Here is a 19,828-nt window from a genome sequence, read left to right as displayed (position 1 = left end):
ACCTCCTGACCGATTCTCACCGCCTCGAGGAACCCCGGCCGTGCGTCGGCCGGGGTTCCTGTCTCTTGTGGACTCTCATGTTGGTGGCACCGGGCACTACGACGCCGGCGGGAATACCGCCTGCCGACCGTGATGTTCCGTCAATTCCGCGGGTTTCGGCTCACGCTGTGCTCCCCGGCCCGTCGTCCTCCGCCCGCTCGCCGCCCGCCGGGCGTGGGGCTCCCCGGTGGATGCGGATCACCGCGTACGTCTCGCCGTCCCTAGGCGGCCGTGTCCAGGAACGGCTGGTGAACGTGTGCAGCCGCCCCTTCACGATCGCGTGACGCGGAAGAGAGGCACCGAACTCCCCGGCCACCGCTTCCAGCAGCAGCCGTTCCGTCTCGGCGCCGTCCCGAAGGTCACCGAAGAACCGGCTCGGATCCAGCGCCCGCGGTATCTCCCCGCTCTGCCGGACCTCTCCGTCCGCGTACGTGAATGCGTACTGCTCGGCACCGTCTCGCGCCACCGAAAGGTGGAAGAACGGCTGCCCGTGCCACGTCCTCAGGCCGCTCCACACCACCACCGCGCGGGTGCCCTCGCCGGCGGCCGCGGCCGGGGAGACGAACCGCTGCCGGCCGAACGGGACGGGGTCGCCGTCGAAGGCGAAGCTCCAGCCGGTGCCGGCCCGGCCGACCGCCATGAGAGCCCTGTCGTCGTAGGACGAGAACTCCCCCTGGTTGCGCAGCGGTCTGTGGCGTGCCTCCCAGGAGGTCATGGGTTCGTTCAGCACGGTGCCGTCCCCGTCCGCGAGACGACCGGGCAGCTCCTGCGGCTCCAGCCCCTCCACCAGGACGAACCGGTAGGACGTGCGGTTGTTGCCCGGGTCCGGCTCCGCGAGCCACGCCAGGCCGTCCGGGTCGAGTCCGGCCGTCGGCCTCGGTGTCTCACCCGCCTGCCCGCCCCGTGGCGTGGACAGCAGCTCGCGGCCCCGCTCGGGGGTCAGCAGCGGCCCGAGCAGGGGGTAGGCCACCCACCCCAGCGGCGCCAGGTGATCGGGTCCCAGCGGCTCCCAGAGGGGCAGAGCACCTGTCAGTGTCCGCCACGCCCCGTCGGTGTCCCCCCACCGCGCCAGCTCCCGCGCCCGCTCGACCGCCTCGCCGAAGGGGCCGGCCGCCGTGTACCGGTACGTGCCGTTCCGCACCTGGTCCAGCGTCGCGTACGCCAGTGACACCACGTCGTCGTCGGCGCCCCCCAGATGGAACATCAGCGTGGAGTCGTCACGGTAGGAGTGCGCGGCGTGCTCGGCGACCAGCGGCGGCAGCAGGTCGGGTGCGTACCGCGGATCCGTCACCAGGCCGTCGAAGTACACCATGTAGGTCTGTCCGAGCAGGCGGCGTATCTGGTCCCGCAGCCCGGCGGCCCGCGGTCTGCCGTACTCCTTCGCCTCGTCCAGCGCCTTACCGGCCCGCTCCCAGCCGCCGCGCAGCGCCTCCAGCCGGGCCTCCTCCACCTGGGCGTCCAGTGCGCGCGTCGTGTCGTTGGCGAACACCGGCTCCGCGTCGCTCCGGTGCGCCCGCAGACTGTGGAACTCCCGGAACATGTCCCGCATGAACTCGAGGAAGCTCGCGTGCCGTTCGGGTGGCGCGGCCCGCCAACTCGCCCATGTGTAGACGGCCCACTCGCCGTCCTCGTCCACGTCCTCGGGGTCCATGAGGACGTGGGTGATATCGGACTCGACGTCGAGCTGCAGCCCGCGCCGCCAGATGTCCGCCTCCCGCCGCTCCTCGGGCCCCGCGTCCTCGTCCAGGTACTCCTCGAACGTGTCCGCGAGTCCGGAGTCGTTGTCGTGCCAGCGGGCGTCCTCGGTCCCGGCCAGCAGCCACACGAAACCGCCCGCGTGCCGCCACCCGTTGCTCACCTTGAGGAATTCCCGGTACGACGGGGGCATCCGGCGGCCGAGGCGCTCCTCCATGGCTGAGATCCGTTCCTCGGACGCGGGCGGTAAGCCAAGCCAACGCGCCTGGCGGGCGGCTTCGTCGTCCTCGCTCCGGGTCTCGTCGTCAGGCAGGGAATCGGCCCACTCCCCGCTCCACCGGAGCAGGAAGGACCGCCAGTCGAATGCCGTGGTATCCGTCATGAGCCCGATGCTGCCACCCGCCACTGACAGCGCTCCCCGGGTGCTGTGGCCCACGGTCACGGTGACGCCGGCGGGCGGGCGGCGCTGCGTTCATCCCGCCCGCCGGCCTGCTTCACGAGCGCGGACACTCCTTCCAGGCCAGGTGGTAGACGGTGTTGATGTCCCCATCGGTGGAGTCCATGGTCATGAAGCTGACCTTGCCGGGCGCGGACGTGCCCGGGGAGACGCGCAGTTCGGTGTTGATGTTGAAGTTGCGCTGGACCCCGCAGGGCGCCCAGACGAGCTGGCCCCAGTCCGTGCTGTCGGTGGCCTGCCAGTTGTCGTTGTAGGGGCCGTTGAAGGGGTGGCTGCGGTAGGCCGTGTTCGAGGAACCCTGGAAGTAGTACGAGGCGCGCTGGGTGCCGCTCGCACCCTGCTGGAGCGAGGCGAAGCCGCGGTAGTCGGCACTGGCGACGGCGTAGGTGAAGCCCTGGGGGACGTGAACGACCAGGTTGAGCTGGCAGTTCTTGCGGAACGCGGTGGGGTCGGAGTTCCCGCCGGCCTCGGCGAGGTAGTCGCTGTAGGTCACCGTGAAGGCGGTGTTGTCCTCCGAGACGGCGACGGCGGTGGTGCCTTGGGGGCAGCCGGAGCCGTTGACCGTGGCGACGTCGATGACGATCTTGTCCGGGGGCGGGTCGGTGAAGACGGGCGAGCTGTGTTGCGCGGGAATCGTACTGGTGAGCAGAGCGGCGATCGCGCCGCCCAGAAGCAGTCCGCCGGCCATGGTTCTCCTTCGTTCGGGTGGGGGGTGGACACCCGCGCGGATGGTCATGAACGCGTTAAGCGCAACCGCGGGGACTCCCGGCTTGTGGAGAAACCATGAGTGCGCTGTGAAGGCCGGGAGCGCTCGCATCGTACGCAGTCGCCCATCGGGGGGCCAGGGCGATCCCCGGCCATTCGGTGACCGGCCGGCCGACGCGCGGGGCGGCGTCGACACGCCACGTGACCGTTCCGGCGGAGCGGTCACGGTGCCGGGGGGCGAGGCGGCATGTCCGGGGGCCGGCTTTTCGATCGGCCGGATCGGCGTTCGAACGGCTCCAGGGCTGAGGCGCGGGCAAGCCGTCCACGGGTCGTCTTTCGCGGGCGACCACTCTTGACCAGCTCTGATCGCTTCGATGGCGGGCGGGTGCGCATTTTCGAGACGGTTATCGGTCTGTCGTACGACACGTCATACCGGAGCGGGAAGCTCTCCGGAGGACTTTGTCAACAGCCCACCGCACATGCCTCAAGGGCGACTACTCTGAGTGTCCGTCGGGCGACGCAGGGCCGAAACCTCGGCTCTCTCGACCGGCGCCGCGATGGCGCGTGCGAGCCGCGCAGACCCGCGGGAGCCCCCACGCCCCCGACGCACCCAGGACGAGGACGCCGATGTCTCACCTTCGCGCACCCGCCGCGCACGAAGACCGCCGTGCGGGCGGGCGGCACGGGCGGCCGGCCGCACGCGCGGTCCTCCCGCATCCCGAGATCCGGATACGGCCTCAGCTGCGGCGTCTTGCGGTCCTGCCGCCCCTGGCGGTGGCCCTGGGCGCCTGCGCCGCCGTACTCTTCACGATCCGCACCACCGGCGCACGCCCCACCCTCGCGCTCTGGGCCGTGCTCGCGGGCGCCCTCGGCGTCACCGTGGCGGGCATAGTGATCGCCGCCGTGGCCGCCGAGCGCACCGCCCGGTCCGTGACCGGCCGGCTCGACGCGCTGCGCCGCCACAGCGCCCGCGACGAGTCCGAACTGCGCGCCCTCGTGGAGGCGCTGCGCCGCGGCGAGACACCGGCCGTCCGAGCGCCGCGCGGCACACCCGCCGCCGACGCCGACGAGTTCGAACAGCTCGCGGCGGAGCTGGCGCGCGCCCATGACGGCGCCGTCGCCGCGGTCGTCCAGGCGGCGCAGCTCTCCAGCCGCGCGGACAGCGAACAGAAGCTCGAGGTGTTCCTGAACCTGGCGCGGCGCCTGCAGTCGCTCGTGCACCGCGAGATCTCCCTTCTGGACGAGCTGGAGAACGACATCGAGGACCCCGACCTGCTCAAGGGGCTCTTCCACATCGACCACCTCGCCACCCGCATCCGGCGCCACGCAGAGAACCTTGCCGTGCTCGGCGGCGCCGTCTCCCGCCGGCAGTGGAGCAACCCGGTCCCCATGACCGAGGTGCTGCGCTCCGCGACCGCCGAGGTCGAGCAGTACACGCGGGTCAGACTCGTGCCTCCGGTCGACGGCAGCCTGCGCGGACACGCCGTCGCCGACGTGATCCACCTGCTGGCCGAACTCGTCGAGAACGCCACGGTGTTCTCGGCGCCGCACACCCAGGTGCTGCTGCGTGCCAGCCTCGTCACCTCGGGACTCGCCGTGGAGGTGGAGGACCGCGGGCTCGGCATGCCCCAATCGGAGCAGAACAAGATGAACGCCCTGCTCGCCGACCCCGACCAGGTCAGCGTCGCCGGTCTGCTCGCGGACGGCCGCATCGGCCTGTTCGTGGTCTCCCAACTCGCGCGCCGGCACGGCATCCACGTCCGGTTGCAGACCAACATCTACGGCGGTGTGCAGGCGGTGCTCGTCCTGCCGCAAGGACTGCTCGGCCCGGCACCGGGCACGGCCGCCGCGATGACACCGGTGGCACCCCAGGACACGGCGGGCGTCCACAGTTCCGGAGGCGCATCCGGCTCTCCCGGCGCGGCAGCCGTAACGGGCGTGCGGGACAAGGCGGTTGCAGCGGACCTGCGCCATACCGTCACCCCGGCCGACCCGCACGGCACGCCCCTTGAGCCCCCGCCCCACACCCACCCCTCCACGCCCGCGTCCGAGCACCCCGCCCCACACGGACGGCGACGGCCCGCACCCGACGGCGTCCCGGCCGACCCCGTCCGGACCCCGCTGCCCGTGCGCGGCACCGACACGCCGCGGGCCACCCCTTCCGAAGCCCTGCCCGGCATCCGCCCCGCCGACCGCGCCGCCCTCGCCGAGAACGCGACCAGGCTTCCGACGCCCCGCGTCGACACGGCGAGCAGAGCCCCGGTCAGACCCCCGCTGCCCCGTCGCCGCGCCCAGGAACACCTCGCACCCCAGCTCCGCGGCGGCCCCCCTCCGCCCGTCCACCAGAACGCCGACCAGTACACCGGCCACGACCCGGGTCTGATGGCCGCGTTCCGCCGGGGGATCGGCCTCGCGGAGGCCCTGCGCGAGGCCGATCCGACCGCGCACGACCCGACTGCACACGACCCGACCGTAGGCGACCTGACCGCCCGTCACGAAGGGAGCACACCGGCCGGATGACCGCCCCGACCCCACCCGCTCCCGCAGAACCGCGTACCCCAAGGAGTCGATCCACCATGGCGAGCGAAGCTGCGACCGCCCAGGCCCGTGACCTCGACTGGCTGATGAGCGGCCTCGTCCAGCGCGTACCGCACACCACCAGCGCGGTCCTCCTGTCCTGCGACGGGCTGGTGAAGGCCGTCCACGGCCTCGACCCGGACAGTGCCGACCACATGGCCGCCCTCGCCTCAGGCCTCTACGCGCTCGGCCGCAGCGCCGGGGTCCGCTTCGGTGACGGCGGCGACGTACGGCAGGTCGTCGTCGAACTCGACTCGACCCTGCTGTTCGTCACCACCGCCGGTTCCGGCACCTGTCTCGCCGTCCTGGCCGGCCGGGAGGCCGACGCGGCCGTCCTCGGCTACGAGATGACGATGCTCGTCAAGAGCGTGCGGCCGTACCTGACGACCGCGCCCCGCCGAAGCGCCGACCAGCCCACGGCGATGCGGTCTTGAGCGTCACCACGGCCGGTGACGGCCCCTGGCTCGACGACGCCGCCGGACGGCTGGTACGCCCCTACACCGTCAGCAACGGCCGCACCCGCCCCACCGCCGCGCTCGACCTCCTGTCGCAGGTGATGGCCACCGGCGCCGCCGCTCCCGGCCCCCTCGGCCCCGAGTACGCCCAGGCGCTCGCCCTGTGCCGTTCGCCCGTCCCGGTCGCAGAGGTCGCCGCCCACCTGGGGCTGCCGGCGGCGGTCACCAAGGTGCTGCTGTCCGACCTCGTCGACTGCGGGGCCCTCACCACCAAGCCCCCCGCCCACCACCACAACCCCACCGACCGGTCCCTTCTGGAGGCAGTGCTCGATGGACTACGACGACAGCTCTGATCCCTTCCCCACCGCGCTGAAGATCCTCGTGGCGGGAGGGTTCGGCGTGGGCAAGACCACCTTCGTGGGCGCGGTCAGCGAGATCGCGCCGCTGAGCACGGAGGAACTGCTCACCACGGCCGGCGCCGCGACCGACAGCCTGGAGGGCGTCGAGGGCAAGGCCGAGACGACGGTGGCGATGGACTTCGGCCGGATCACCCTGGACCCGAAGCATGTGCTGTATCTGTTCGGGACGCCCGGACAGGAACGCTTCTGGTTCATGTGGGACGAGCTGTCGGAGGGCGCGCTCGGCGCGGTGATCCTCGCCGACACCCGACGCCTGGAGGACTGCTTCGCCGCCGTCGACTTCTTCGAGCGGCGGGGCCTCGGATTCGTCGTCGCCGTCAACGAGTTCGACGGCGCCCACCGCTACCACCCGGAGGAGGTGCGCGCCGCCCTCGACCTGCACCCCGGAATCCCCCTCGTGCGCTGCGACGCCCGGATCTCCAGCTCCGGGGTGCAGACCCTGCTCACCCTCGTCCGCCACCTCATCGCGCAGACGCCGGCGCCCGCCCCCAGCTTCGGAGCCCGCGCATGAGGCTGAGCCGGCTGCTGCTGACCCCTCAGGACGGGGACGCTCCCGAGCGCGTCCGCAGGCTGCGCCGCCTGGGCCTCGGCGAGCGTGCGGAACCGGAGTTCGACGCCTTCGCGGACCGGCTGGCGGCGCTCGCCGAGGTGCCGTACGCCATGGTCACCTTCGTCCACGAACACCGGCAGTACTTCGCGGGACTCCACCAGCCCGGCGACCGTCCCCTCACCGCGTCGGCGGATCCGGACGGCGCCGCCGGTGAACCCGTCCGCCACCTGGGCCGCGAGTACGGCTTCTGCCCGCATGTGGTCGTCCGCCGCAAGGCCCTGGTCCTGGAGGACGTCCGCGACTATCCCCGCTTCGCCGGCAATCCGCTCGTCGACGAACTCGGCGTCCGTTCCTACCTCGGCGCCCCACTGATGGACTCGACGGGCCTCGCCCTCGGGACGGTGTGCGCCCTCGACGTGCGACCGCGCCCCTGGGGCCGCTCGGGCCTGGACACCATCAAGTCGCTGGCGGCGGAGCTGGCCGAGCGGATCGCCGCCGGGGAGCCCGGTGATGCCGGGTGTGCCTGACGGCGGGACACGGGCGGCGCGGCGGCGCGTGGCATGAAACAAAGCCGCGGGGGGCGTGAAGGAAAGCTGCGGTCGCGCTTAAGAAATCCTCGATGGACCGCCGATCCCCGATGCGGCAGATTTCTGAGCGACTTCACACCCCTTCTCCCGGGCGCGGGCCCGTTCGGCATGCCCAGCACCGGGCCTCACCCCCAGGAGCCGTAGCGTTGAAGGCGCTGGTCAAGGACAAGGCGGAACCAGGGCTCTGGCTCACGGACGTTCCGGAGCCCGCCGTCGGCCCCGGCGACGTACTGATCAAGGTGCTGCGGACCGGGATCTGCGGAACCGACCTGCACATCCGGGCCTGGGACGGCTGGGCGCGCCAGGCGATCCGCACCCCCCTGGTCGTCGGGCACGAGTTCGTCGGCGAGGTCGTCGCCACCGGACGGGACGTCACGGACGTGAGCGTCGGTGACCGGGTCAGCGGCGAGGGCCACCTGGTGTGCGGGAAGTGCCGCAACTGCCTCGCCGGACGGCGCCATCTGTGCCGGGCGACCGTCGGGCTCGGTGTCGGACGGGACGGCGCGTTCGCCGAGTACGTGGCGCTGCCCGCCGCGAACGTGTGGGTGCACCGCGTCCCCGTCGACCTCGATGTCGCCGCGATCTTCGACCCGTTCGGCAACGCCGTGCACACCGCCCTGTCCTTCCCGCTGGTCGGCGAGGACGTCCTGATCACCGGCGCAGGCCCGATCGGCCTGATGGCCGCCGCCGTGGCCCGGCACGCCGGCGCCCGCAACGTCGTCGTCACCGACGTCAGCGAGGAGCGCCTCGACCTCGCCCGCAAGATCGGCGTCAGCCTCGCCCTGAACGTCTCGGAGGCGTCCATCGCCGACGGCCAGCGCGAACTCGGCCTGCGCGAGGGATTCGACATCGGCCTGGAGATGTCCGGCCGCCCCGAGGCGCTGCGCGACATGATCGCCAACATGACGCACGGCGGCCGCATCGCGATGCTCGGTCTGCCGTCCCAGGAGTTCCCCGTCGACTGGGCCCGCATCGTCACCTCGATGATCACCATCAAGGGCATCTACGGCCGCGAGATGTTCGAGACCTGGTACGCGATGTCCGTCCTGCTGGAGGGCGGCCTCGACCTCGCGCCCGTGATCACCGGCCGGTACGACTACCGCGACCACGAGGCGGCGTTCGCCGACGCGGCGAGCGGCAGGGGCGGCAAGGTCATTCTGGACTGGGCCGCCCAACTCCCCCCTTCGGCGTGAGCACTTGAGGAGCTTCCTGATGTTCGACTCCGTGCGCGACGACCTGCGCGCCACCCTCGACGAGATCCGCGCCGCAGGGCTGCACAAGCCCGAGCGCGTGATCGGCACCCCCCAGTCCGCGACCGTGAACGTCACCGCGGGCGGCCGACCCGGCGAGGTGATCAACTTCTGTGCCAACAACTACCTCGGCCTCGCCGACCACCCCGAGGTGATCGCCGCGGCCCACGCGGCGCTCGACCGCTGGGGATACGGCATGGCGTCGGTGCGCTTCATCTGCGGCACCCAGGAGGTCCACAAGGAGCTGGAGGCACGCCTTTCGGCCTTCCTCGGCCAGGAGGACACCATCCTCTACTCCTCCTGCTTCGACGCCAACGGCGGTGTCTTCGAGACCCTTCTCGGCGAGCAGGACGCGGTCGTCTCCGACGCCCTCAACCACGCCTCGATCATCGACGGCATCCGCCTGTCCAAGGCCCGCCGCTTCCGCTACGGCAACCGTGACATGGCCGACCTGGAGCGGCAGTTGAAGGAGGCGTCCGAGGGCGGGGCGCGCCGGAAGCTGATCGTCACCGACGGCGTGTTCTCCATGGACGGCTATGTGGCCCCGTTGCGCGAGATCTGCGACCTCGCCGACCGGTACGACGCCATGGTGATGGTGGACGACTCGCATGCCGTCGGCTTCGTCGGCCCCGGCGGCCGCGGCACCCCCGAGCTGCACGGCGTCATGGACCGCGTCGACATCGTCACGGGAACCCTCGGCAAGGCTCTCGGCGGCGCCTCGGGCGGTTATGTCGCCGCCCGCGCGGAGATCGTCGCCCTGCTGCGCCAGCGTTCCCGGCCGTACCTCTTCTCCAACACCCTCGCCCCGGTGATCGCCGCGGCCTCGCTCAAGGTGCTCGACCTGCTGGAGTCGGCGGGCGACCTGCGCGAGAAGCTGAACCGGAACACGGCGCTCTTCCGCCGCCGGATGACCGAGGAGGGCTTCGACATCCTGCCGGGCGACCACCCGATCGCCCCGGTCATGATCGGTGACGCAGCGAGGGCCGGACGCATGGCCGAGCTGCTCCTGGAGCGCGGCGTGTACGTCATCGGTTTCTCCTACCCGGTGGTCCCGCAGGGCCAGGCCCGGATCCGGGTGCAGCTCTCCGCGGCGCACTCCACGGACGACGTCCACCGCGCCGTCGACGCGTTCGTGGCGGCCCGGGCGGAACTGGACGTCTGAGACGGTCGGACCTCTTGCGATAATCGTTCGCATGATCGAAGCGCGGCGGCTGCACATCCTCCGTGCGGTGGCCGACCACCGCACGGTGACGGCTGCTGCCGCCGCGCTCTACCTCACCCCCTCCGCGGTCTCCCAGCAGCTCACCGCGCTGGAACAGGAGACCGGCCACCGGCTCGTCGAGCGCGGCGCCAAGGGCGTACGGCTCACACCCGCCGGTGAGATCCTGCTCGGCCACACCCATGCCGTCCTGGCCCAGCTGGAACGCGCCGAGGCCGAGCTGGCGGCCTACAGCGCGGGCTCGGCGGGCACGGTGACGCTCGCCTCCTTCGCCACCGGTATCGGCCTGGTCGTAGCCCCCGCGCTGGCCCGGCTCGCCCGCAGCGCGCCCGGCATCCGGGTCCGCGTCCAGGACGCGGAGGGCGACGCCAGCCTGCCGATGGTCCTCGACCGGCAGGTCGATGTCGCGGTCGCCGTCGAATACCGGGGCGCGCCCGACGCCGACGACCCCCGGCTCACGCACATCCCGCTGTACGCCGAGCCCTTCGACGCCGTCGTACCGGTCAGCCACCGTCTCGCAGGCGCCGCCGAGGTCCCGCTCGCCGAACTGGCCAAGGACCCCTGGATCGGTCCCTATCCCGGCAATCCCTGCCATGACGTGGTGGTCCTGGCCTGCGAGCACGCCGGGTTCCAGCCCCGTCTGGAGCACTCCTCGGACGACTTCCGCGCGGTCGTCGCCCTGGCCTCGGCGGACGCGGGGGTGGCCCTGGTGCCCCGTTCCGCTCTGCGCGGCATGGACCTCACCGGCGTGGTGGTCCGGCCGGTCGACGGTGTGGCGCCCACCCGCCGGGTGTTCGCGGCCGTGCGCCGGGGCGCGGAGGAGCATCCCCTGATCCGCCCGGTGCTGGACGCGCTGACGGAAGCCGCGACGGCCGACTGAGGCATTCCTCAGATACTGCGAGCATCTGGAAGACACTCTCGCGCACGTCCCGTATCTGGGATATCTTCTCGGATATGGGAAGTGACGTCATCGATTCCGTCGACGCCCGCCTCGCGGCCCGCCTCGCCGAGCTACGGGCCGAACGCGGCTGGTCGCTGGACGAGCTGGCCGAGCGCAGCGGGGTCAGCCGCTCGACCCTCTCCCGCGCCGAACGCGCCGAGATCAGCCCCACCGCCGCGCTGCTGAACCGGCTGTGCGCCGTCTACGGCCGCACGATGTCCCGGCTGCTCAGCGAGGTGGAGGAGGAGCCCGCGCAGGTGGTGCGCGCCGCCGGCCAGACGGTGTGGCAGGACGCGGCGTCCGGCTTCGTGCGGCGGTCCGTGTCGCCTCCGCACCCGGGACTGCGTGGCGAACTGGTCGAGGGACGGCTCACGGCGGGCGCCGACATCGCCTACGACCGGCCGCCCGTACCGGGGCTCGAGCAGCACATCTGGGTTCTCGACGGAACGCTGCGGGTGACCGCGCAGGACGTCGAACACCGGCTCACCGCGGGCGACTGCCTGCGGATGCGGGTCTGGGGGCCGACGCGGTTCCACTGCCCGGGACCGGAGGACACGCGGTACGCGCTGGTGGTGGTGCTCCCATGACCGCCATCGACAGGACCGTGATCGACGGACTCGGCGGGCCCGAGGTGCTGGCGCACTCGGAGGAACTGGCCGGCCTGCTGGCCGACACCGTGCACGGCGGGGCCTCCATCGGCTTCCTCGCACCGCTGGACCGTGCAGAGGCCCTCGCCTGGTGGAAGGCGCGGGCGGACGCGGTCGACGCGGGTGCCCTCGCGGTGTGGGTGGCCCGGGCGGGGGACCGGGTGACGGGCACGGTGAGCCTCGCCTTCCCGGACAAGCCGAACGCTCGCCACCGCGCCGAGGTGGTCAAGCTCATGGTGCACCGCGAGGCCCGCGGCAGAGGCCTGGGGCGAAGGCTGCTGGTCACCGCCGAGCATGCCGCCGCCGAGGCCGGGATCACCCTGCTCCACCTGGACACGGAGACCGGCAGCCCGGCCGAGTCGCTGTACCGCTCCGCGGGCTGGACGGAAGTCGGGTCCATACCGGACTACGCGGCGACCCCCGCGGGTGTTCCGCAGCCCACGACGATCTTCTACAAGCGGGTGGCGCCGCGCTCTCGTTGACCGGCCGCCCGATTGTCAGTGCCGTTGGCTACGGTGCGGGACATGCCGGACGCCGAAGACGTACGCCGTATCGCCCTGTCCCTGCCGGACACCACGGAGAAGATCGCCTGGAGCATGCCCACGTTCCGGGTAGCGGGAAAGATGTTCGCCACGCTGCCCGAGGACGAGACGTCCATGGCGGTGCGCTGCCCCAAGGAGGAGCGGGACGAACTGGTCCTGGCGGAGCCCGGGAAGTTCTGGGTCGCCGACCACGAGGCACAGTTCGCCTGGATCCGGGTGCGCCTCTCGGAGCTGGAGGACGAGACCGAGCTGCACGACATCCTCGCCGACTCATGGCGTCAGGCCGCCCCGCCCCGCCTGCTCGACCACCACCCGGACCTGGGCCTTCCGGGCCGGTGAGGGACACAGCGGGTGAACGGCGCATAAACGGGTGCGCGACCACCGCCCCGAGTGCGGTATTGTTTCTGTGCACGTTCGGCCAGGGGAAACCCCAGGTCAGGCGGGCAACGGGACGTGGCGCAGCTTGGTAGCGCACTTGACTGGGGGTCAAGGGGTCGCAGGTTCAAATCCTGTCGTCCCGACTTGCGGAACAGCGGGTCGAAGGCCGTATCGGAGCATGCCGATACGGCCTTTTTGTCGTTTCCGGGGGGCCCGCTGGGCGGCCGGGGGGCGGCGTAACTCCCTCCCGAGGCGAGATAGGCGACCGGTCGGTCAGTTCCTCGTCGCGCGAGCGGCACTGCGAAGGCGACACGGAGACGACCGTGCCGCGTGAAGCGGCGCGACGTGTCCTCAGAGGTTGATCATGTGTCCGGCCAGTCCGTGCAGCGCGTCCTGGACGGCCTCGCTCAGCGTGGGGTGTGCGTGCACGTTCCTGACGAGCTCGGTCACCGTCAGGTCCCACTTCTGGGCGAGCGTCAGTTCCGGGAGCAGTTCGGTGACATCCGGCCCGATCAGATGGGCGCCGAGAAGCTCGCCGTAGCGGGCGTCGCTGATGAGCTTCACGAAGCCGGCCGTTTCGCCGAACCCGTGCGCCTTCGCGTTCGCGGTGAAGGGGAACTTCGCGACGCGGACGTCGAACCCCTCGTTCCTGGCCTCCGCCTCGGTCCAGCCGAAGCTCGCGATCTGGGGCCGGCAGAAGGTGGCACGGGGAATCATGCGGTAGTCCAGCTCCATCGTCTCGACGCCCGCGATGGTCTCCGCGGCGATGACACCCATGGCCTCCGCCGTGTGCGCGAGCATCAGTTTCGCCGTCACGTCCCCGATGGCGAAGATGTGCGGACGGCTGGTGCGGCACCGGCCGTCGACGTCGATCGCGCCGCGATCCGTGAGCCGGACACCGGCGTTCGCCAGACCGTAGCCGGTCGTACGGGGCTGGAACCCCGTGGCCTGGAGCACCTTCTCCGCCTCCAGCGTGCTTTCCCGGCCCGCCTGCGAGACGACGACGCGCACGCCGTCCGCGGTCTCCTCCATGGACTCCACGCGGGTGGAGGTCATCACCGTGATTCCCTGCCGGCGGAACTGCCGGGCGAGCTCCGCCGAGACCTCCTCGTCCTCCAGGGGGGCGACCCGGTCGAGGAACTCCACCAGCGTCACCTGGACGCCGTAGGACCGCAGCAAGTAGGCGAACTCCACGCCGATGGCGCCGGCGCCCGCGATGACGATGCTCGCCGGCAGAGTGTCGGCGAGGATCTGCTCCTCGTAGGTGACGACGCGCCTGCCGAGGCGGGTACCCGGCAGCAGCTTCACGGTCGAACCGGTGGCGATGATGCAGTGGGCGAAGGTGAGCGTGGCCTCTTCACCGGCCATCCGGACGTTCATGGTGTGCGGGTCGACGAACGACCCCTGGCCCTCGAACTGCGCGATGCCGTTCTTGCGCATGAGGTAACCGACGCCCTTCGCCCGCCCGTCGGCCACCTTGCGGCTCCTGAGGTACGCCGCCCGGTAGTCGAGGCCGACCTGCCCGTCGAACTTCAGGCCGTAGGTGTCCGCTTCGTGGACGACGAGGTGCGCCAGTTCCGCGTTCCTCAACAGCGCCTTCGCCGGGATGCAGCCGATGTTCAGGCAGATGCCGCCCCAGAACCGCGCTTCGACGATGGCGGTCCTCAGGCCGAGTTGGGCGGCGCGGATGGCTGCCACATAACCGCCGGGGCCCGCCCCCAGGACCACGACGTCGAACTCTGCGTCCATGACTCGACCTTACCGTCGAACCGCGGTTTCGCCCGCTCGGTCCGCGGACGGGGACGACTCGGGAACGACGCGGGACCGGCGCCGGGCACGGTCCGGCGCGCGGCGGCGGCACGGCCGGACACGGCCGGGAAGGCGGGCGCAAGGGCGCGGGGGCGGTGCCGGGCTCCCGCTCGGGGAGCCCGGTCGTGCGCCGGTCTCAGATGACCTCCGTCTCCGTGCGGGCGGGCGTGCCCCACAGAGTGTGGAAGCTGCCCTCGCGGTCGACGCGCCGGTAGGTGTGGGCGCCGAAGTAGTCGCGCTGGCCCTGGGTGAGCGCGGCCGGCAGGCGCTCGGCGCGCAGGGAGTCGTAGTACGACAGCGCGGCGGAGAACGCGGGCACCGGCACACCGCGGCGGGCCGCCGCGGCGATCACCTCGCGCCACGGCACCTGCGCCTCGGCGATCTCCGCGGCGAAACCGGCGTCCGACAGCAGGCTGACCAGGCGCGGATCGGCCGCGTAGGCGGCACGTATGCGGTCCAGGAAGGCGGCGCGGACGATGCAGCCGCCGCGCCAGATCTTCGCGACCGCACCCAGGTCGATCTTCCAGCCGAACTCCTTGGCCGCGTCCAGGATCATCTTCCAGCCCTGGTCGTAGGCGATCAGCTTCGACGCGTACAGGGCCTGCTCCACCTGCGCGGTGAAGCGCTCCGCCTCGTACGGGGTCAGGTCCCAGTTCGTGCCGCCGGGCAGCCCACGGTAGGCGGCACGCAGCGCGGACTGGCCCGAGGCGGCGCGGGCGAACGTGGCCTGCGCGATGGCGGTCACCGGCGAACCCAGTTCCAGCGCGGTCTGCACGGTCCAGCGCCCGGTGCCCTTCTGCCCGGCCGCGTCGGCGACGACGTCCACGAACGGCCGGCCGGTCGCCGCGTCGACGTGGGAGAGCACCTCCGCCGTGATCTCGATCAGATAGGAGTCCAGGCGCCCCTTGTTCCACTGGCGGAAGATCTCCGCGATCGCCGCGGGGGAGTACCCGGCCACCTGGCGCAGCAGGTCGTACGCCTCGCCGATCAGCTGCATGTCGGCGTACTCGATGCCGTTGTGGACCATCTTCACGAAGTGCCCGGCACCGTCCGTGCCCACATGCGTCGCGCACGGCTCGCCGTCCACCTTGGCGCTGATCTTCTCGAGCATCGGACCGAGTGCGGCGTACGACTCCGGTGAGCCGCCGGGCATGATGCTCGGCCCGTGCAGCGCCCCCTCCTCGCCGCCGGAGACGCCCACGCCGACGAAGTGGATGCCACGCTCGCGCAGCGCCCGCTCACGGCGCCGGGTGTCGGCGAAGTGTGCGTTGCCACCGTCGATGATCATGTCGCCGGGTTCCAGGAGCGGGGCGAACTCCTCGATCACGGCGTCGGTCGCCGCCCCCGCCTGCACCATGATCATCAGGCGGCGGGGCCGCTCCAGCGCCGCCACGAACTCCTCGGCCGTCTCGGCGGCCACGAACGTGCCCTCGTGCCCGAAGTCCTCGATCAGCGCCTTGGTCCTGGCCGGGGTGCGGTTGTGCACGGCGACGGTGTACCCGTTGCGCGCGAAGTTCCGGGCCAGGTTGCGGCCCATCACCGCGAGCCCGGTGACGCCGATCTGCGCGGTCGCCTGCATGCTGTGCTCCTTGGGTCCGGATCCGGCGCGCCCGCGTGTCGGGCGGGCGCGCCGGATGTCGCTCGGTGCGGCTCGTACCGCTGTACCGATCAGTTACGGACGGCGGGGCGGGAGTTGCTCACCGCCGGGGAGCCGAAGCGTGCGGGACCCGGAGCCGGGTCAGGCACCGACGACGTGCAGGGAGGCCCACAGCGCCACCACCGCGCCCGCCAGCGCGGTCGGCACGGCGATCGCGCCGAGCCGGGTGAACTCCTTCAGGTCGACTCCGTGGTCGTGCTGGTGGACGATCCGGCGCCACAGCAGCGTGGCCAGCGAACCGGCGTAGGTGAGATTGGGGCCGATGTTCACGCCGAGCAGGACGGCGAGCACCGCTCCCGGGCCGGACGGGACGGCCAGCGGCAGCAGCACCAGGACCGCGGGCAGATTGTTGATCAGGTTGGCCAGCAGGGCCGCCAGGGCCGCCGTGCCGAGCAGCGCGGGCAGGCCGGTGCCGCCGGGGACGACATGCCCGAGAGCGCCGGCGAGACCGTTGTCGACGACCGCGCGGACCACGACGCCCAGCGCCAGCACGAACGCCAGGAAGGACGGCGCCGCGGCGCGCACCACCGTCAGCGGCGTGGCCCGGCGCCGCAGGAGCCCACGCACGGCCAGCACCAGCGCCCCGGCCGCCGCCGACCACGCCGGGTCGGCACCGAACGCGGAGGCCACCACGAACCCCGCGAGCGTGCAGGCGACCGTCACCAGCGCGAACAGCGGCAGCCTCGGCGGCTCGCCGTGCTCGTCGTCGGTGGCGCCCGCGTCCAGGTCGGGGCGGAAGAAGCGCCGGAAGACGACGTACTCGACGGCCACCGCCACCAGCCACGGCAGAACCATCAGCGCGGCGAAGCGGGTGAAGCTCAGCCCGGCCGCGCCGAACGCGAGCAGGTTGGTGAGATTGGAGACCGGCAGCAGCAGCGAGGCCGTGTTCGACAGATGGGTGCAGGCGTACAGGTGCGGCTTCGGGCGGGCGCCCATCCGGGCCGCGGTGGCGAAGACGACGGGCGTGAGCAGCACGACGGTGGCGTCCAGGCTGAGCACCGCGGTGATCACCGAGGCCAGTGCGAACACCGCGGTGAGCAGCCGCCCGGGACGGCCCGCCGCCCACCGCGCCATCCACGCGCCGCAGGCCTGGAACAGGCCCTCGACGTCACAGAAGTGGGCCAGCACCAGCACGGCCGCCAGGAAGCCGACGACCGGACCCAGGCGCTCGACCTCGGCCCGCGCGTGATCCAGAGAGATGGCACCGGTCAGGATGGCGATCCCGGCGGCCGGGACCGCCCAGACCGCCTCCGGCAGCTTGAAGGGACGCACCACCGCGCCGGCCAGGACGGCGACGAGGAGGACGACGGAGAGAGCCTCGGCGAGCGGGGTGTTCAGGGTTCGGTCCTTCCGCGAAAGGATCGGCGGTGCCGGTCCATCACATCAGACGCGTCTGTGACGCTCGGACCCGAGGTACCCCGGTGCGTGCGGGTGCCTGTCCCCGGTCACCGTCACGCGTGGGCACGCAGCATCCAGCCGTGGTCCACCGGCCCGATGCCGGCGCCGAGCGCGAAGCCCGCCGCGATCGCCTGCGTGACGTACTCCTTGGCCTGCCGCACGGCCTCGGGCACCGTGCGGCCCTGGGCAAGACCGACCGCGACGGCCGAGGCGAGGGTGCAGCCGGTGCCATGGGTGTGGCGGTTGTCGTGGCGCGGAGCGCGCAGCCAGTGCTCGTCTCGGCCGTCCGTGAGCAGGTCGGCGGCCTCGCCGGGCAGGTGCCCGCCCTTCACGAGCACCCACCGGGGCCCGTACGACAGCAGGCGGTCGGCCGCGCGGCGCATGCCCGCCTCGTCGGTCACCGCGATGCCGGTCAGCTCCGCGACCTCGTCCAGGTTCGGCGTGGCCACGGTGGCGAGCGGCAGCAGCCGGGTCCGTACGGCGTCCAGGGCGTCGTCGGCGAGCAGCCGGTCCCCGTGCTTGGAGACGCTCACCGGATCCACCACGACCGGCGCCGGCGCGTCCGTGAGCAGCTCGGCCACCGCCTGGACCAGAGCGGGCGAGGCGAGCATGCCCGTCTTGACCGCTTGTACGCCGATGTCGTCGACGACGCTCCGGTACTGGGCGCGCACCGCCTCCACCGGCAGCTCCCACGCCCCCTGCACTCCCACCGAGTTCTGCGCCGTGACCGCGGTGATCACGCTCATCCCGTGGGCGCCGAGCGCCAGCATGGTCTTCAGGTCGGCCTGGATCCCGGCGCCGCCGCCGGAGTCGGATCCGGCGATGGTCAGGACACGGGGCGGCGCGGTCATGCGCGGCCCTCCTCTCGGACGCGCACGCGACCCTCCTCCCGGACGCGCAGCGGGGCGTACAGCGCGACGGCCACCAGGAACGCCACGTAGTAGGAGACGTCGGCGCCGCGCAGGGCGTGGGCGACCGGGCCCACGTACAGGCCGGTGTCCATGAACGGCACCGCCGCGGCGAAGGCGCCGACGAAGGCGAGCAGCGCGGGCCACCCGGAGCGCGGCCGCGCGGTCTCGGCGGCGAGGTCGACCACGGCGCCGCGCCGCACGAGCCAGTCGACGACCACGATCGCCACGAACCCGGGGATCCAGTAGCTCACGAACAGCAGCACGTTCTGGAAGCGGGCCGTCGTGTTCGCCGCGTGCATCCACAGCACGAGCGGGAAGCCGAGCAGCACGGCGAGGGCGGCCGCCACCGGACGCGGCAGGCGCACCCCGACGGTCTGCAAGGCCAGGGAGCCGCTGTAGTCGTTCATCGCGTTGCTGGCGAGCGCCGCCAGCGCCACGGCCAGCAGCCCGAAGGCGCCGGCCGCGCCCCCGCCGAGCACACGGTCCACGCCCGTGGCCGTCTGGTCGGTCAGCACCGAGGCTCCCCACAGGCCGAGGACCTGCACGGCCACGAAGGACACCACGAGACCGAGCAGCGTGCACCAGAACATCCGGGAGCGTGAGGTGGCGCTCGGCAGGTAGCGGCTGAAGTCGCTGGCGTACGGCGCCCAGGACAACGACAGACTGAGGGCGATGGTGCTGGTCAGCACGAAGGCGCCCGCGCGGTCGGCGCCGTGCGCGGTGCCCGTCCAGGCGGGGTGAACGCTGCCCGCCATGCGCAGGGCGATCAGCGCGAACGCGGCCGCCAGCACGAACGTCATGACGATCTGCAGCCGGTGGATCGCCTCGTAGCCGAGGACCCCGAGGGCTCCCTGCGCCAGCATCACCACCAGGGCGCCCAGCCAGAACGGCCAGCCGGCGAGCCGCGCCAGCGCGTCCCCGCCGAACAGCCCGATCAGCGCGTCCCAGGCGATCGAGGACAGCCACTGCACCACTCCGGGCAGCACCACCGCACGCCCGAACGCCAGCCGGGCGAGGGGCAACTGGCCGGCTCCGGTGCGGCTGCCCCAGGTGCTCAGATAGGCGGTGGGCAGCGCGCCCAGCACCGTGCCCAGGACGACGGCGGCGAGCGCGGTGGTGAAGTCCAGGCCGAGCGCGATGCCGATGGTCCCGGTGAACACGCCGGTCATGGTCAGGTTGGGGGCGAACCACACGGTGAACAGCCGGCCCGCGCCGCCGTAACGATTCGTCTCGGGGACCGGCTCGATGCCGTGACCCTCGACCCTGAGGTCGCCGGGAGCGGTGGGCATCCGCCCGTCGAAGACGGTGCTCCGGCCGCCTGCGGGCAGCCCTCCCGAGACATGCGCCGATGGCATGAAAGACATCCCTCCGCCAGTACGAACTGGTTCAGGTTCGACGGGTGTGATCTCAGCCCGCAGGTGGGGCACCCCGTGTCCGGTACGGCGGCAAGACTAACCCGAGGACGGGAATCGGCCATAGGCAAGGGCCGCTGCCGGGTCTCAGGTTCTAGTAGTCGTTGCAACACCCCAGCTCAGGGGATGCAATGGACTTCGAGATCCGCAGGGACCGGACGGCTCAGGGGCCTGTGAAGCT

At 72.1% G+C, this 19,828-nt stretch carries 18 protein-coding genes, 1 tRNA gene and 1 riboswitch; of the genes, 12 read left to right on the top strand and 7 right to left on the bottom strand.

The genetic code is table 11. The annotated features are described in order from the left end of the window. Positions 1-160: 160 nt before the first annotated feature. Both ACZ4SW_RS22170 and ACZ4SW_RS22165 read right to left on the bottom strand, forming a co-directional pair. Entirely contained in the window at positions 161-2,116 is a 1,956-nt protein-coding gene (locus tag ACZ4SW_RS22170) for an SMI1/KNR4 family protein (RefSeq protein ID WP_468246940.1), read from the bottom strand. A gap of 112 nt (positions 2,117-2,228) precedes the next feature. Then, positions 2,229-2,879 (bottom strand): DUF4360 domain-containing protein, encoded by a 651-nt coding sequence (locus ACZ4SW_RS22165; protein ID WP_468246937.1) that lies wholly within the window; start codon positions 2,877-2,879, stop codon positions 2,229-2,231. Positions 2,880-3,523: 644 nt separating this feature from the next. Between ACZ4SW_RS22165 and ACZ4SW_RS22160 the strand changes: the two genes are divergently transcribed. From ACZ4SW_RS22160 to ACZ4SW_RS22105, 12 genes are all read left to right on the top strand, one after another. Beyond that, complete coding sequence (locus ACZ4SW_RS22160; protein WP_468246935.1) at positions 3,524-5,416, top strand: sensor histidine kinase; 1,893 nt, start codon at positions 3,524-3,526, stop codon at positions 5,414-5,416. 56 nt (positions 5,417-5,472) lie between these two features. Continuing rightward, positions 5,473-5,907: a roadblock/LC7 domain-containing protein gene (locus tag ACZ4SW_RS22155; RefSeq protein WP_468246933.1), complete on the top strand. Its 435-nt coding sequence runs from the start codon at positions 5,473-5,475 to the stop codon at positions 5,905-5,907. Next, complete coding sequence (locus tag ACZ4SW_RS22150) at positions 5,904-6,281, top strand: DUF742 domain-containing protein (protein WP_468246930.1); 378 nt, start codon at positions 5,904-5,906, stop codon at positions 6,279-6,281. The genes ACZ4SW_RS22155 and ACZ4SW_RS22150 overlap by 4 nt, the downstream gene beginning before the upstream one ends. After that, positions 6,259-6,858 carry a GTP-binding protein gene (locus ACZ4SW_RS22145; protein WP_468246928.1) on the top strand — a complete coding sequence of 200 codons (600 nt, stop codon included), beginning with the start codon at positions 6,259-6,261 and terminating at the stop codon, positions 6,856-6,858. The genes ACZ4SW_RS22150 and ACZ4SW_RS22145 overlap by 23 nt, the downstream gene beginning before the upstream one ends. Continuing rightward, complete coding sequence (locus tag ACZ4SW_RS22140) at positions 6,855-7,424, top strand: GAF domain-containing protein (protein WP_468246925.1); 570 nt, start codon at positions 6,855-6,857, stop codon at positions 7,422-7,424. The genes ACZ4SW_RS22145 and ACZ4SW_RS22140 overlap by 4 nt, the downstream gene beginning before the upstream one ends. Positions 7,425-7,630: 206 nt before the next feature. Then, complete coding sequence (gene tdh, locus ACZ4SW_RS22135; RefSeq protein ID WP_468246922.1) at positions 7,631-8,677, top strand: L-threonine 3-dehydrogenase; 1,047 nt, start codon at positions 7,631-7,633, stop codon at positions 8,675-8,677. 19 nt (positions 8,678-8,696) lie between these two features. Beyond that, a complete protein-coding gene (locus ACZ4SW_RS22130) occupies positions 8,697-9,896 on the top strand; it encodes a glycine C-acetyltransferase (RefSeq protein ID WP_468246919.1) in 1,200 nt (399 codons plus the stop codon). Between the two features lie 31 nt (positions 9,897-9,927). Then, on the top strand, positions 9,928-10,833 hold the full coding sequence (locus ACZ4SW_RS22125) for a LysR family transcriptional regulator (RefSeq protein ID WP_468246916.1): 906 nt from the start codon (positions 9,928-9,930) through the stop codon (positions 10,831-10,833). 74 nt (positions 10,834-10,907) lie between these two features. Then, positions 10,908-11,480, top strand: a complete 573-nt coding sequence (locus ACZ4SW_RS22120; RefSeq protein WP_468246913.1) for a helix-turn-helix domain-containing protein — start codon at positions 10,908-10,910, stop codon at positions 11,478-11,480. After that, positions 11,477-12,022, top strand: a complete 546-nt coding sequence (locus tag ACZ4SW_RS22115; RefSeq protein ID WP_468246910.1) for a GNAT family N-acetyltransferase — start codon at positions 11,477-11,479, stop codon at positions 12,020-12,022. Before ACZ4SW_RS22120 ends, ACZ4SW_RS22115 begins: the two co-directional genes overlap by 4 nt. 42 nt (positions 12,023-12,064) lie before the next feature. Then, positions 12,065-12,421 (top strand): MmcQ/YjbR family DNA-binding protein, encoded by a 357-nt coding sequence (locus ACZ4SW_RS22110; RefSeq protein ID WP_468246907.1) that lies wholly within the window; start codon positions 12,065-12,067, stop codon positions 12,419-12,421. Positions 12,422-12,529: 108 nt separating this feature from the next. Beyond that, a tRNA-Pro gene (locus tag ACZ4SW_RS22105) sits at positions 12,530-12,603 on the top strand. 208 nt (positions 12,604-12,811) lie between these two features. Here the strand turns inward: ACZ4SW_RS22105 and lpdA are convergent. From lpdA to ACZ4SW_RS22080, 5 genes are all read right to left on the bottom strand, one after another. Continuing rightward, positions 12,812-14,209, bottom strand: coding sequence for a dihydrolipoyl dehydrogenase (lpdA, locus tag ACZ4SW_RS22100; protein WP_468246905.1), 1,398 nt, complete (start codon positions 14,207-14,209; stop codon positions 12,812-12,814). 196 nt (positions 14,210-14,405) lie between these two features. Next, complete coding sequence (gene gndA, locus ACZ4SW_RS22095; protein ID WP_468246902.1) at positions 14,406-15,848, bottom strand: NADP-dependent phosphogluconate dehydrogenase; 1,443 nt, start codon at positions 15,846-15,848, stop codon at positions 14,406-14,408. A 159-nt stretch (positions 15,849-16,007) separates the two neighbouring features. Beyond that, complete coding sequence (locus ACZ4SW_RS22090) at positions 16,008-17,264, bottom strand: arsenic transporter (protein WP_468247749.1); 1,257 nt, start codon at positions 17,262-17,264, stop codon at positions 16,008-16,010. 113 nt (positions 17,265-17,377) lie between these two features. Further along, positions 17,378-18,175, bottom strand: a complete 798-nt coding sequence (gene thiD, locus ACZ4SW_RS22085) for a bifunctional hydroxymethylpyrimidine kinase/phosphomethylpyrimidine kinase (protein ID WP_468246900.1) — start codon at positions 18,173-18,175, stop codon at positions 17,378-17,380. Beyond that, the gene (locus tag ACZ4SW_RS22080) at positions 18,172-19,590 is read right to left on the bottom strand and encodes a purine-cytosine permease family protein (RefSeq protein WP_468246899.1); all 1,419 of its coding nucleotides are present in this window, start codon (positions 19,588-19,590) and stop codon (positions 18,172-18,174) included. Before ACZ4SW_RS22080 ends, thiD begins: the two co-directional genes overlap by 4 nt. Then, positions 19,582-19,676, bottom strand: a riboswitch (TPP riboswitch). It overlaps the preceding gene by 9 nt. Between the last annotated feature and the right edge of the window lie 152 nt (positions 19,677-19,828).

This window comes from Streptomyces sp. NPDC028331 (assembly GCF_055565775.1).
The sequence above is the reverse complement of the archived record's forward strand: the minus strand, read 5'-3'. Positions and strand labels throughout refer to the sequence as shown.